This is a genomic window from Arthrobacter sp. 05T47, from assembly GCF_056395825.1.
This window is the reverse complement of the sequence record NZ_JBFTKG010000058.1, coordinates 1-12718: the sequence shown is the minus strand read 5'-3', so window position 1 is coordinate 12718 and position 12718 is coordinate 1. Positions and strand designations below refer to the sequence as shown.

At 66.0% G+C, this 12718-nt stretch carries 13 protein-coding genes, 1 tRNA gene and 1 pseudogene; 3 read left to right on the top strand and 12 right to left on the bottom strand.

The features are described from left to right. The 3 genes from AC1DEY_RS21825 to AC1DEY_RS21815 all read right to left on the bottom strand — a co-directional run. Nucleotides 1–551: alcohol dehydrogenase catalytic domain-containing protein (locus AC1DEY_RS21825; RefSeq protein WP_476869811.1), on the bottom strand; the 551-nt coding region annotated here is incomplete at its 3' end. Further along, nucleotides 551–1321: an SDR family oxidoreductase gene (locus AC1DEY_RS21820; RefSeq protein ID WP_476869810.1), complete on the bottom strand. Its 771-nt coding sequence runs from the start codon at nt 1319–1321 to the stop codon at nt 551–553. The genes AC1DEY_RS21825 and AC1DEY_RS21820, both read right to left, overlap by 1 nt. A gap of 13 nt (nt 1322–1334) precedes the next feature. Further along, nucleotides 1335–2270, bottom strand: a complete 936-nt coding sequence (locus tag AC1DEY_RS21815; protein ID WP_476869809.1) for an NAD(P)-dependent oxidoreductase — start codon at nt 2268–2270, stop codon at nt 1335–1337. Nucleotides 2271–2352: 82 nt separating this feature from the next. Here AC1DEY_RS21815 and AC1DEY_RS21810 point away from each other — a divergent pair, with 82 nt between their 5' ends. Next, on the top strand, nt 2353–3417 hold the full coding sequence (locus AC1DEY_RS21810) for a D-2-hydroxyacid dehydrogenase (protein ID WP_476869808.1): 1065 nt from the start codon (nt 2353–2355) through the stop codon (nt 3415–3417). A gap of 292 nt (nt 3418–3709) precedes the next feature. Here AC1DEY_RS21810 and AC1DEY_RS21805 read toward each other — a convergent pair whose 3' ends face one another. The 5 genes from AC1DEY_RS21805 to AC1DEY_RS21785 all read right to left on the bottom strand — a co-directional run bounded on the left by AC1DEY_RS21805 (nt 3710) and on the right by AC1DEY_RS21785 (nt 8984). Continuing rightward, the gene (locus AC1DEY_RS21805) at nt 3710–5065 is read right to left on the bottom strand and encodes an MFS transporter (RefSeq protein WP_476869807.1); all 1356 of its coding nucleotides are present in this window, start codon (nt 5063–5065) and stop codon (nt 3710–3712) included. A gap of 159 nt (nt 5066–5224) precedes the next feature. After that, complete coding sequence (locus AC1DEY_RS21800) at nt 5225–6022, bottom strand: IclR family transcriptional regulator (protein ID WP_476869806.1); 798 nt, start codon at nt 6020–6022, stop codon at nt 5225–5227. Nucleotides 6023–6192: 170 nt separating this feature from the next. Beyond that, nucleotides 6193–7023 carry a fumarylacetoacetate hydrolase family protein gene (locus AC1DEY_RS21795; RefSeq protein ID WP_476869805.1) on the bottom strand — a complete coding sequence of 277 codons (831 nt, stop codon included), beginning with the start codon at nt 7021–7023 and terminating at the stop codon, nt 6193–6195. A gap of 277 nt (nt 7024–7300) precedes the next feature. After that, nucleotides 7301–7591, bottom strand: a complete 291-nt coding sequence (locus AC1DEY_RS21790) for a hypothetical protein (protein ID WP_441408697.1) — start codon at nt 7589–7591, stop codon at nt 7301–7303. Between the two features lie 124 nt (nt 7592–7715). Next, nucleotides 7716–8984 carry a glycosyltransferase gene (locus AC1DEY_RS21785; protein ID WP_476869804.1) on the bottom strand — a complete coding sequence of 423 codons (1269 nt, stop codon included), beginning with the start codon at nt 8982–8984 and terminating at the stop codon, nt 7716–7718. 187 nt (nt 8985–9171) lie between these two features. On the opposite strand from AC1DEY_RS21785, the gene AC1DEY_RS21780 reads away from it, so the two are divergent. Next, nucleotides 9172–9357 (top strand): hypothetical protein, encoded by a 186-nt coding sequence (locus AC1DEY_RS21780; RefSeq protein WP_476869803.1) that lies wholly within the window; start codon nt 9172–9174, stop codon nt 9355–9357. 79 nt (nt 9358–9436) lie between these two features. Here AC1DEY_RS21780 and AC1DEY_RS21775 read toward each other — a convergent pair. The 4 genes from AC1DEY_RS21775 to AC1DEY_RS21760 form a co-directional block, all read right to left on the bottom strand. After that, nucleotides 9437–9512: transfer RNA gene (locus AC1DEY_RS21775), tRNA-Val, on the bottom strand. Between the two features lie 118 nt (nt 9513–9630). Next, a complete protein-coding gene (locus AC1DEY_RS21770; protein WP_476869802.1) occupies nt 9631–10545 on the bottom strand; it encodes an NAD-dependent protein deacetylase in 915 nt (304 codons plus the stop codon). A 31-nt stretch (nt 10546–10576) separates the two neighbouring features. Further along, a complete protein-coding gene (locus tag AC1DEY_RS21765) occupies nt 10577–11071 on the bottom strand; it encodes a peroxiredoxin (protein WP_476869812.1) in 495 nt (164 codons plus the stop codon). Between the two features lie 29 nt (nt 11072–11100). Then, complete coding sequence (locus AC1DEY_RS21760) at nt 11101–11520, bottom strand: DUF3052 domain-containing protein (RefSeq protein ID WP_018773429.1); 420 nt, start codon at nt 11518–11520, stop codon at nt 11101–11103. 410 nt (nt 11521–11930) lie between these two features. On the opposite strand from AC1DEY_RS21760, the pseudogene AC1DEY_RS21755 reads away from it, so the two are divergent. Then, nucleotides 11931–12718: pseudogene (locus tag AC1DEY_RS21755) on the top strand (pyruvate dehydrogenase (acetyl-transferring), homodimeric type); the annotation flags it as partial.

Sequence of the window (12718 nt, the reverse complement as noted above, 5' to 3'; positions counted from 1 at the left end):
AGCGCCGCGGTGCGCAGGTCAAGGCCCGCGGGCAGCGCCCGGAGCATCCGCGCCGGCAGGTTCACGTACCGGCTGAASGCGCCGTCGGTGTGCGGGAASCGGGCCGCGCTGCCCAGGTAGGTGCAGCCCGGGGAGAGGTTGGGCCGGTCCGCCGGATACCGGGCGGCGCCCGGGCCGGGCGTGGCCGGRTGGACCGCCACGGCCGTGCCCGGACCGGGCCCGGTGCCGTCCGCCGCGGCCCGGACCACCGTGCCGGAGACCTCGTGCCCGAGCACCAGGGGCGCCCTCAGGATGGACTCCCCCGCCGCGCCGTGCAGCCAGTAATGCAGGTCCGAACCGCAGATCCCGCCGTAGCGGACTTCGACGACGGCCTCCTCCGGGGCCGGCGCCGCCAGCGCCACGTCCTCGATCCGCAGGTCACCGGCSGCGTGGGCCACCACCGCCAGGCCCGAAACAGGCAGTGCAGACCCGGGCAGGGCCGACCCGGAGGTGTCAGATTCGGAGATGTCAGACTCGGYCGCTGCCTCGGGAAGTGCTGTGYTGCCGCCCATCAGACCACCACCGTCATTCCGCCGTCGATGAAGATGGTCTGGCCGTTGACGAAGTCCGAACCGTCCGAGGCCAGCCACACCGCGGGCCCGGCCAGGTCCTGCACGGTCCCCCACCGGTGCGCCGGGGTCCGGCCCAGGATCCAGGCATTGAAGCCCTCGTCATCGACCAGGTTCTGGGTCATCTCGGTGTGGATGTAGCCCGGCGCGATCCCGTTGATCTGCAGCCCGGACCCCGCCCACTCCGCGGTCATCGCCCGGGTCAGGTTCCGCAGCCCGCCCTTGGCSGCCACATACGGGGCGATCGTGGGCCGGGCCAGGTCGGTCTGGACCGAGCAGATGTTGATGATCTTGCCCCGSCCGCGCGGGATCATGTGCCGGGCCGCCTCCCGCCCGACCAGGAACGCGCTGGTCAGGTCCGTGGAGATCACCCGCTCCCAGTCCGCCACATCCAGCTCCAGCATCGGGACCCGGTGCTGGATGCCGGCGTTGTTCACCAGGATCTCCAGCGGCCCCACATGCTCCTCCACCCACGCGAYGCCCCGGGCSGCCTCGGYGTCGCTGGTGACRTCGAACGCGCAGCCGTGCACCCGCCCCGGCGGGTAGTCCGCGGCCATCGCSGCYTCSGCGGCCTTGAGCCGCTCRCCGTTGATGCCGTTAAGCACCACCGTGGCCCCGGCATCCGCCAGCGCCCGCGCCAGCGCGTTGCCGATCCCCCGGCTCGAACCGGTCACCAGGGCTACCCGCCCCGTCAGGTCAAAAAGTCCACTCATGGTTTGCTGATCCTCAATTGGTCTTGACTGGTGTGCTGTCTGTTGTGTTGCATCTGATGTTGTCGCTGAGATTGGAGATGGTTTGCCGTACGACGGCGAGGTCCCGGTCCCCCAGCCCCTGGCGTTTGAGCTCCGCGTAGAGCTCGACGCCGGCGGAGGCCATCGGCACCGCGGCACCGACGGCGTCGGCGCTTTCGAGCACGAAGGACAGGTCCTTGTGCATGAACTTGGCGGGGCCGGTGGGTTCGTAGTCCTTCGCGGCGAGCCTGGGACCCACGACCTCGAGGACCCGGCTGCCGGCCAGGCCGCCGGCGAGCACGTCGTAGAGGGCCGCCACGTCCATGCCGGAGCGTTCGGCGAGCTCGGCGGCCTCGGCGAGCGCCGCCGTCGTGCTTCCCACGATCAGCTGGTTGCATGCCTTGGCGAGCGACCCCGTGCCCAGCGGACCCAGCCGCCGCACGGTGCCGCCCATTGCGTTAAAGAGCGGCAGGAGCCGCCGGAAGTCGGTTTCGCTGGCGCCGGCCATGATGGCGAGGGTTCCCTCCACCGCACCTTTCGTCCCGCCGCTGACCGGCGCATCGACGACGACGGCGTTGCCTCCGCTCGCCGTCGCGACCCGTTTGCCGAACTCCTTGACCACAGAGGGCGAGACGCTGCTCATGACCACCACGGCGGTGCCGGGGGCGGGCGGCCTGGCGGCCCACTCCGTCAGGAGGGCGAGGGTCGCATCCTCAATGTCGGACAGATCCGGGAGCATGAAGACAATCACCGGCTGGTCCCGGAGCGCCTCGACGGCCGCCACGCGGGAGCCACCGAGGGCCTCGAAGGCGTCCAGGGCTGGTGAAGAGCGGTTCCAGGCMGTGACGGCCCACCCTGCCGCGAGGAGGTTGGCGGCCATCGGGGCGCCCATCAGTCCCAGGCCGACAAAGCCGGCTTCTTTACGGTCCATCTCCATGCTGCCTCACTTCGTCGTGGTCAATCCGTCGTGGTCAATCTTTGAAATCTGTTCAGCATTCTAGCCTCCATTCAGTATGATGAACACTATGACGACCAAAACCACCGTCGCGATCGCCGTCCCGCTCGAAGCAGAGCTTGTGGAACGCATCCGCGCCGTAGACCCGTCCGTGACCGTCCTCTACGAGCCCGACCTCCTGCCGCCGGAACGCTTTCCCGCAGACCACTCGGGAGATCCGGACTTCCGCAGGACGCCGGAGCAGGAGGAGCGCTACTGGGACATGCTCAACAAGGCCCAGGTGCTGTACGGGCTCCCCAACGAAAGCCCGGCGGGCCTTGCCCGGATCGCAGGCAGCAATCCCCGGCTTGAGTGGATCCACGCCATGGCGGCCGGCGCCGGCGGTGCCGTGAAGGCATCCGGGCTGGACGCCGAGACGCTGCAGAAGTTCAAGGTCACCACCTCGGCCGGCGTGCATGCCCTGCCGCTCGCCGAGTTCGCCGTCTTCGGCATCCTCAACGGCTTCAAGCGCAGCGCCGAACTGACCCAGGACCAGGCGGCCAAGGTCTGGCCCGAGCTCCGCACCCCTACCCGCCTGGTGAACGGCTCCCGCCTGGTGGTCACCGGGCTGGGCGAGATCGGGCTCGAGACCGCACGGATCGCCCGCGCCCTGGGCATGAGCGTCAGCGGCACCAAGCGGACCGTGGAGGCCATCGCCGGGATCGAGGAGGTCACGGACAACAACGGCCTGCCGGGCCTGCTGGCCACGGCAGACGCCGTCGTCAATACCCTTCCCGGCACGCCATACACCGAGAAGCTCTTCGGCCGCGCGGCCTTCGCTGCCATGAAGCCCGGTACCGTCTTCGTGAACGTGGGCCGCGGCACCGTGGTGGATGAAGAGGCGCTCCTGGAAGCGCTCGAGAACGGCCAGGTCTCCTACGCCTGCCTGGATGTGTTTGCCGTGGAGCCGCTGCCGCAGGACAGCCCGTTGTGGTCCCACCCCAGGGTCATGGTCTCCCCGCACACCTCTGCCCTCAGCGCGGCCGAAAACCGGCTGATCGCCGAGCGCTTCGCCAGCAACCTGCGGACCTACCTCGACGGCGGCGAACTGCCCCACCTCGTGGACACGGTGCACTTCTACTAGGCCGTTGCCCCGCRGCGCCACCGCATCACCACCCAGGGCGGCCCTTCCGGAAACGGAGGGGCCGCTCTTTGCGYCTGGGGGCTCCGGGGTCGGGCACTCCCGGTTGGCGACGCGAGTCCTGGCCGGCGACGCAACTCCCGCCTGGCGACGCGCATCCYGACTGTCGACGCCGGTATTTCGGTAGCGCCCGGTATTCTGCGCGTCGCCAGGCGCTTCCCGTGTCGTACAAAAGGCCGCGGCCCCTTCCTGGCAGGAAGGGGCCGCGGCTTGCGGAYCTGTTGTTCGGGTACGCCTAGCTCGCGTCCTCGATGAGGACGAGGTCGCGTCCCACCGTCTCCGGCGTGAAGAACGTGGTGACGAACGAGATCAGCGCGAGCACCAGCGAGTAGATGGCGAGCACCAGCCAGGAATGGTCCGTGGCGGCCAGCAGCGCGGCGCCTACCAGCGGGACCAGTCCGCCGGCCAGGACCGCCGAGAACTCCCGGCTCATGGCCACTCCGGTGAAGCGGTACTGCGAGCCGAAGAGCTCGGGCAGCAGCGGGCACTGGGGGCCGAGCATGGACTGAACACCGAGGGCGATGCCCACCACCATGACAACCCAGACGAGCGTGACGTTGCCCAGTGTCACCAGGTAGAACGCCGGCAGCGCGATGAGCGCCTGGAAGAGCGCACCGTAGCGGTAGACAGGCACGCGGCCGATCCTGTCGGACAGCGCGCCGAACGTGATGACCATGACGGCTGCGAACCCTGCGGCAATGAGCAGGCCGACCGGGCCAATGAACTTGTCGCCGGGGAAGACTCCATCCTTTGCCGCCAGGAAGGCGACCAGCAGGGCGGAATAGATCGATGAATTGCCGTTCTCGCCCATCCGGAGGCCGATGCCGATCAGCACGTTCTTCTTTGAGTGCTTCCACAGCTGGCCGATGGGGTTCTTGGCCACATTCTTGTGCTTCTCCAACTCCTGGAACACCGGCGTTTCCTTCAGGCGGAGCCGTATGAAGAGGGCCACCAGAATCAGGAACACGCTGGCCAGGAAGGGCACCCGCCACAACCAGCCCTGCAGAACGGCCTTGTCGGCCATGGCAATCAGGGCAAACGTTCCCGCGCCGAGCAGGGTGCCCAGCTGGATGCCGACGAACGGGAGAGCGGCGAAGAATCCACGACGRCGGCGCGGTGCGACCTCCGAGATCAGCGTGGTGGCGCCGGCCTGYTCCGCGCCGGCACCCAGGCCCTGGAAGATGCGCAGGATCACCAGGAGGACGGCGCCCAGCATGCCCGCCTGTTCGTACGTCGGCAGCAGGCCGATGGCAAAGCTGGCGGTGCCCATCAGGCCGATGGTGAGGATGAGGACCATTTTGCGGCCGAACCGGTCGCCGATGTAGCCGAAGACCATGCCGCCGAAGGGTCGGGCCGCGAATCCGACGCCATATGTGGCGAAGGAGGCGATCAGGGCTCCGTCCTCACCGAGCGGCGCGAAGAATAGCGGGCCGAAGATGAGGGCCGAGGCCAGGCCATATATATAAAAGTCGTAGTACTCCAGAGCGGAGCCTACAGAGCTGGCAAGCGTTGCCCGTCGCAGCTGTTCCGGATCGACGACGGCGCCGTCCGTGTCAGCCAGCGGTGTATTAGTACGAGTTGTCACAAGCACTCCCTCAAGAACACTCCAGAACCCCGTTGGCCTGGTGGGATGTGAGCAACCCCTCAAGGAGTCGATCACTATGTTGAACASAGTACAGCATAGTGATCGGCTAGCCAATGAATAATCAGACTTATTCGTGGCGACTCAGGACGACCGGCGTTATGGGCCCTAGCCCATGGGGTTGCCAAGAGACCGGGCGAGGTCCCTGAGTTCCTTGACCATCATGGCGCCCTGTTCATCCGAGTAGGTCGCCTTGAGCGCCGTGACCGAGAGSCCAAGGCTGGGACCATGTGCGCCGCGCGTGGGGACGGCCACGGCCAGGCACACGACGCCAGTGGTGGATTCCTCGTCCTCGAAGGCGTAGCCCTGCGACCGGATGACTTCGAGCTGGGCCTTGAGTTCTGCTCCGGTGCGCAGCGACTTCGGCGTCAGGACCGGCAGTTCGGCGTYGTCCGGAAACATGTCCTCGACGTCATGGTCATGCAGTCGCGCTATCAGGGCCTTGCCCACGGCGCAGAGGGACACCGGCATTTTGTCGCCGATGTTGGACGTCAGGCGTACCGCCGGGTGCCCTTCGTAGCGGGCCAGATAGATGACATTTGTTCCGTCCAGCATGGCGATGCGGACAGTCTCGCCAGACAGTGTCGGAGCCTGCTCACAAAAGCGGTAGAACTCCTGGACCTCGTCGAGGCGGCTCAGGTACGCCGCACCCAGCTCAACCAACTTGCGCCCGAGGGTGAAGTCCGCGCCCTGGCGGTTGATCAGGCGGGCCTCCTCGAGGGCGAGGAGCAGGTTGGACGTTGAGGACTTCGGGATTCCCAGCTCCCTGGCCAGATCACTGAGCGTCAGGCGTCCGGTCGCCGATGCGGCCAGGGCCTCGAGCACAGCGGCGGCTCGGGTGACGGCCGGTGCGGGTGACGCGCTCCCCAATCCGTCGGAGGTTCGGGGAACTCGGGAATCGGCCATGATTCTCCTTCAGGTATCGCGCGCAAGTCGCCGCGCCACTCATTCAAATGCCGTCCAGTCAGCTGAACACTAACCATCATAATGCACCGCATGTGTCGGTGGCCGGGCCCGCCCGGCCCCGTTGGCCGCTGCCCGCACTTCGGCGCCCTTCGCTGGAGACCGCCGGCCCGTCAGCCGGCGGCCACCACGGGATTGGTCAGTTCGCCAATGCCTGCAATGTGGCAGGTGACGGTGTCGCCGGCAGCGAGGGGCGCGCACTCGGCCGGGAACCCTGTCAGCACCAGGTCGCCGGCGTGCAGCGTCATGAACGAGGTCAGGTAGGTGAGGATCTCCTCCACCTTCCAGCCAAGGTCGGCAGAACTGGCCGCCTTCAGCTGGGCTCCGTTRTGCTCGATGCCTATTGCCAGGTCTTCACCCGCCAGGTCCGTGACGATCCATGGGCCCACAGGTGTGAACGTGTCCTGGCTCTTGGCGCTGATCCACAGTTCATCGGATGCCTGCAGGTCCCTGGCGGATACGTCGTTTCCAATGGTGTAGCCCAGAATGGCGCTCATGGCATTGCCGGGCGTCAGGCCGCGGGCCTTGCTCCCGACGACGATAGTCAGTTCGGCCTCCGGCTCGACGCGGCCCACGCCCGGCCGCAGTTCGATTGCGTCCCCCGGGCCCACCACACTGGTGGTCGCCTTGTGGAARGCCTGCGGCGGCAGGTCGCGGCCCGGGCGGCCGGTGTTGTGGGCCATGCCCAGGACGTTGGCCGGGACGCTGGGTGAGAGGAACGTGAACGATGCCTCATCCACGGTTGCGCCGAGTTCCCAGCCACTACGGTGCAGGCTGCCGGCGTTGGCCGGAGACCCGGGGAACGGGGAGGTGGTTACCGTCCACGCCCTGCCGGCCGCGCTCTCAAAGTCCGGTTCGTCGTTGGMAACGAAGAAGTGTTCGTCCTCGGTGGCGCGGGAAACGGGGCGGACTCTGGCGATTCGGCGGGCATGCGTGGCGGTCATGCAATCATCCTAGGCGGGAGGGGTCCGTCGGCCCTGGTTAGGCCAGCGACTGGCGTAATTATGCCGCGCTGAAACCCTGGCGGTGTTTCACATTTCCAAAAGTTCACGGTATATTCATTACAAGCCTTCCACCGCGGCATCCCCCAATAGTCGCGGTGGAAGGCTTTTCCAATGCCCGGTTTTCGGGCCCGGCCAGTGTCCGTGTCGTGTCCAGCATTCAAGCTGGCGGACCGTTTGACCGTTCGTGATCGCCCGGCTCGTTCCCGCCCGCTGCAGCCTAYGCGGCGTCCGCGACAGCCCCCCGAAGCCGCCATCCGCCGCCGAGGCCGTCCCGGATCAATTCCATGGTGGTCAGGGCCGACCCGTGGTTGCGCCCTAGCCTTGCCTGGACCTGCCAGACCTCGACGTCAACCCGGCTCAGGCCCTTGGGCATCCGGCGCTCGGCCTCCCACCAGCTGACGCGCTCGAACCAGCGCACCGGCTCGGCCCCGATCATCCACTCCCTGCCCCCGCGTACTACCGCCAGGGGCCGCCCATCCGGGCCGGTCTTCACCATCACGTGCTCCATGCCTGTCACGCTAGGGTGGAGCACCGACAATTTCTGGGTACTGGCAAGTTGGGTCCCGGACCGACGCCGCAGTCCCGGGCCGGSCCCGATCAGCGTCCCAAGGGCCGGCTTCGGGCCTTAACCTTTAGCCGGCGGCGTGTACCGCCACGACCCGGGGCTGGCGCAAGCGGATGAAAACGTCTGCCGGCTGACGGTTCTTGCCCCKCAGCGTGATGCCGGAGATGCTGACACCTTCCGGCAGGAGAAGGCTCTGACGCACAACGCCGCGCGCACTCTTCGACCACACCTGTCGGCTCCACCCAAACGTGGAGCTCTTCCGCAACCCGAGCTCCGCAGGATCCATGCCCTCCGCGCCGTGCAGATCGTAAGAAACCATGGCAAAACCTCCCTGAAGCCTGCTTTTCGACTCGAACTCAAACTCGAACTCGACCAGCCCCGCCTCGATTCCCGTGTCCAACGCAAACGTCAGCTCCGTCTCCTCGGTCAGGCACAGGGGTTCCGCACCGGGCGCGGACAGCTCGTGCGGCGCGGGTTCGCCGCGGACGATGTCCTCAATAAGGCTCGGCCATTTCCCCGCAGAAATATCCGCCGCCCGCACGGCCGGAAGCTTGTCTAGCCGCGCCAAGGAGGCCGCGACGCGCTCGTGCGGCGTCTCATTCAGGGTCGAGTCCTGATCGCTGTGACGGACTTGGAAGAACATGTGCTCCCGAGAGTCCAGAATGGTTGGCATCACTTGATCGACACCGTGGTGCGGACCGGGCGTAACGATGGAGAGGCTCCGCTCGCTCGGGTCGAAAGCGGATACGAACGCCATGCCTTGGGCGGACTTCGGGTGATAGAACTCCCGCAAGTTCACCAGCTCGCGTTCGCCCTTGTAGGCGGTCAGACCGAGCCCGAATGAAATTGCCATCCCCACGTGGTTCAGGGTGCGGTACTCCTCAAGGTGCGTCAGGTAGTCAGCGGCGAGCAGGTCGTCGTCGTCGAGGCGGAACCACGCGACGGGCTGCACTCCGGCGTCGGCGGCGAACTTACCGGCGAGATCCTGTTCGATCAGGGGCTTCACTTCTTCGATGCCCGTTCCCCGGACTACGTCGTTCCATTCCACGGGGACCAGGAACGGGTACTTGGAGGCGGCCGCGAAAAGGATTTCCTGGTGGCGCTTTGGCAGCAGCTTGGAGTACATCACGAAGTGCTTGTAGTCATGGTTCTCCGCCATGGCGGAAAGGGCAGGCACGGCCTTCTCGAAGAACATCTCAGCCCGAAGATTGAGGCGCTTTTCGGAGAACAGATACTGCATGTAGTCCTCCGGGGTCTTGAAAACGCCGCTGCGGGACGTTTTCCAAGAGTGCGATCCGGGTGAGAAGAGGCTGTAGCGGGTGACGCCGTAGAACATAGTTGTCCCCAATGGTCATTCGAAGCTGAACAAATCACCTAACTGTACTCTGCGCGGCCCGGACTTAGGACGAGGGAACCGCACTTCACGTCCCGTCACTAATGTCAGACATTTCAGGTCAGATGGTACGTTCGACGCGTGCCGGGGCGTACAGGGCGCCCTGGACGGATGACAAGGGGAATCCAAGATGGCTGAATCAAACGCTCAGAAACTGGAGAAGGCGAAAGCAATTGTGCTGGATTCAATCGTGAAGGTTGGCGTTTCGACCAACCAGTCGCAGGCCGTGCAGCGCCTCGCCAACGCCTACGCCCTCCTTGAAGGAACAGTCGAGCCCATCAGCGGCCCAAACGAGCCGTCGCCGAAAAGCGCCTAAGCGTCTTTAGAAAGCAAGAAACCCCGTCCTCGGCGGACCAWGCGGTCCGGAAATRACGGGGTTTCTCGGGGTTTTCTTGTGGTGGGTCCTACCGGGATCGAACCGATGACATCCACGGTGTAAACGTGGCGCTCTACCAGCTGAGCTAAAGACCCAAAACCGCGGTATCCGCGCCCAAGCGCTTCAACCAACGAACAGCTACTGTACCGGATGCCACGGGCCAAGCGCCAATCGGCCYGCTCCCWCCTGCAGCGGGCGGACYGCMGCGKCGGACTACAGTGGCGGCAGCTCGGCGGCSAGCCAGGTCAGGGCGCCGCTGACGCCGGAGTCRAGCTTGATGGTGGCGAGGTCGTCGCCGCGGGTCGGTCCCCTGTTGATGATGACCACGGCCTTKCCCTGCTTCGCCGCGTGGCGGACAAAACGCAGGCCACTCATTACYGTGAGCGACGAGCCAGCCACCAGGAGCGCCCGGGCCGCGTCGACCATGGCATACGCGCGCTCGACACGGTCCTTGGGCACGTTTTCGCCGAAGTACACGAAGTCTGGTTTCAGGGTGCCCCCGCAGGCGGGACAGCGGGCGACGACGAAGGATTCGATCAGTTCGGAGTCCTCGACCGTGGCATCGGCATCCGGGGCCATTTCAATGGCGCCGGCCGCCTCCGCCCGTTCCAGGAACCCGGGGTTGAGTTCCTCCAGGATCCCGGCCAGCATCCGGCGGCTGAACCTCCGGTGGCAGTCAAGGCAGACAACCTGGTCGAACCGGCCATGCAGGTCCACGACGTTGATGCTGCCGGCGTCCTCGTGGAGGCGGTCCACGTTCTGCGTGATGAGTCCGGTAAGCAGCCCCCGGTGCTCCAGCCGGGCTACAGCGGTGTGGCCGTCATTTGGATCGGCCCGGCGCAGGTGCGACCAGCCGATGTGGTTGCGGGCCCAGTAGCGCTGCCGGTTCCCCGGTTCGCCRATGAACTCCTGGTAGGTCATGGGCATCCGCGGCGCGGCGCCGGGCCCGCGGTAATCCGGAATGCCCGAATCCGTGCTCAGGCCAGCGCCAGTCAGCACGGTGAACTGTCCCCCGGACAGGACGCCGCGGATGTCCTGCAGGACCTCGAGCTCGCCCTGCAGGAGTTGTGCTGGTGTATCGCCGGCTTCGGCGGCCGTGACGGGCGGGAGGCTGGCAAATCCTGTCATGCCGATTCCTGGCCGCCGCTGCCTCACCGGATCAATTCCCGCTGAGCCCTGCGAGGGCGGCCCGGTATTCGCCGAGGTCCCGGGCCCGGCCGCGGGGATTCACCACGACGTAGCGGACGATTCCCGCCGCGTCGATGATGAAGGTGCCGCGCAGTGCCATGCCGCTGTCGGCGTCGAACACCCCGTAGGCCGATGCCACCGCGCCGTGCGGCCAAAAGTCGGCGAGCAGGTCGAAACCGTAGCCTTCCTTTTCGGCGTAGGCCCGCTGGGCGAACTTGCTGTCYACCGAGACTGCCAGCACCGCGGCGTTGGCGTCCTCGAACAGAGCMAGGTTGTCMCGGATTTCGCACAGCTCGCCGGTGCAGATGCCGGAGAAAGCGAAGGGATAAAAGACAACCACGACATTGCGTCCGCGGAAATCCGAGAGGCGCACCGGTTCGCCATATTGATTAACAAGTTCGAATTCCGGYGCGGAATCCCCGACGCCGGGAACTGGMGTCACGGCGGGCAGCGCCGCGGGAGWCACCGCAGCGGCCTCATGCTGGACCGCTTGGGTCACTTGTTCTTCCGCGTGACCAGACGGGTGGCGCTCCAGTCCTTCGAGACGCCGGCGGAGGTGGTGTAGTGAAGTCCCGCGGTGGGGGCRGCATCCTGGATGTCTGCCGGCGACACRTAGCCGTCGCGGCCCGACTTGGGAGTCAGGACCCATACGACGCCGCCCTCGGTGAGGGTGGTCAGCGARTCGACCAAGGTGTCSACAAGGTCTCCGTCACCTGCCCGCCACCACAGAATGGCGGCGTCGACCACTTCGTGATCGTCCTCGTCGAGCAGTTCAGAGCCCGTGAGATCTTCGATATCGTCACGCAAGTCGAAGTCGACGTCGTCGTCATAACCGAATTCCTGAATCAGGTCCCCGTCTTTGAAACCCAGTTTCTCCGCCACATTTACCGAAGTGGCGGCGTCGGCCTCGCTCACGTGTTGCTCCTATGTTTTGTGAATTGCTTCATGTTTTCAATGGCACTAGTGATTTCCATTACTCCAAGCCAACACCCTTTGAGCTCTCGCTTCAAGCTGTTGACCCCGCGATCCGCCATATTCTGCGTCACACAGGCCGATCCGAAGGCTGCAGGGCAGCCCTTCGTCACACAACCAGTATGCCCGTGAAATACGACGACGGGTCCATGCGGCGGCTACGCATCGGTCTGCCCGCACGGCTAGAGTGGCTGATGACGACTACGCCTGCSCGGGCAACCGCCCGRCTRATTACAGGCAGGCGTACCGTGATTGGACCTTGCCCGGCGCATACGACCGGGCTGTTGTAACCGATATGTCGCACACGTCGCGTTCAACCCAGGCAGTCACCCTGCCCGGAGCTGAGGGTGCCGATGGATGCGCTCAAAGAGAGGTTGGACGTGGCTGCAGGAGAAGATACCTCCCATATCCTCAGCGGGTTGACAAACCAGCTGCCTGATCGTGATCCGGAAGAGACCGCCGAGTGGCTGGAGTCCCTGGATGCGCTGATTCAGGAACAGGGCACCGAGCGTGCCCAGTACATCATGCGCAGCCTGCTCCAGCGGGCCGGGGCGCAAAGCGTGGGTGTTCCGATGGTCACCACCACGGACTACGTCAACACCATCCCGGTGGACCAGGAGGCCCCGTTCCCCGGCGACGAGGAGATCGAGCGCAAGTACCGGGCCTGGCTGCGCTGGAACGCCGCGGTGATGGTGCACCGGGCGCAGCGGGCCGAYATCGGCGTGGGCGGGCACATCTCGACCTATGCCGGGGCCGCGACSCTGTACGAGGTCGGSTTCAACCACTTCTTCCGCGGCAAGGACCACCCCGGCGGCGGGGACCAGGTCTTCTTCCAGGGCCACGCCTCCCCCGGCATGTACGCCCGGGCCTTCATGGARGGCCGTTTGTCCGAGGAGGACATGGACGGYTTCCGGCAGGAGAAGTCCAAGGAGGGCCACGCCCTCTCCTCCTACCCGCACCCGCGGCTGATGCCGGAGTTCTGGGAATTCCCCACGGTCTCGATGGGCATCGGCCCGATGAACGCGATCTACCAGGCCCAGTCCAACCGGTACCTGCACAACCGCGGCATCAAGGACACCTCCGACCAGCAGGTCTGGGCGTTCCTGGGCGACGGGGAAATGGACGAGCCCGAGTCCCGCGG

Coding starts and splice junctions, on each gene's coding strand:
- AC1DEY_RS21780 (WP_476869803.1), top strand. CDS start 9,172: ATGGCTGAATCAAACGCTCAGAAACTGGAGAAGGCGAAAGCAATTGTG.
- AC1DEY_RS21810 (WP_476869808.1), top strand. CDS start 2,353: ATGATGAACACTATGACGACCAAAACCACCGTCGCGATCGCCGTCCCG.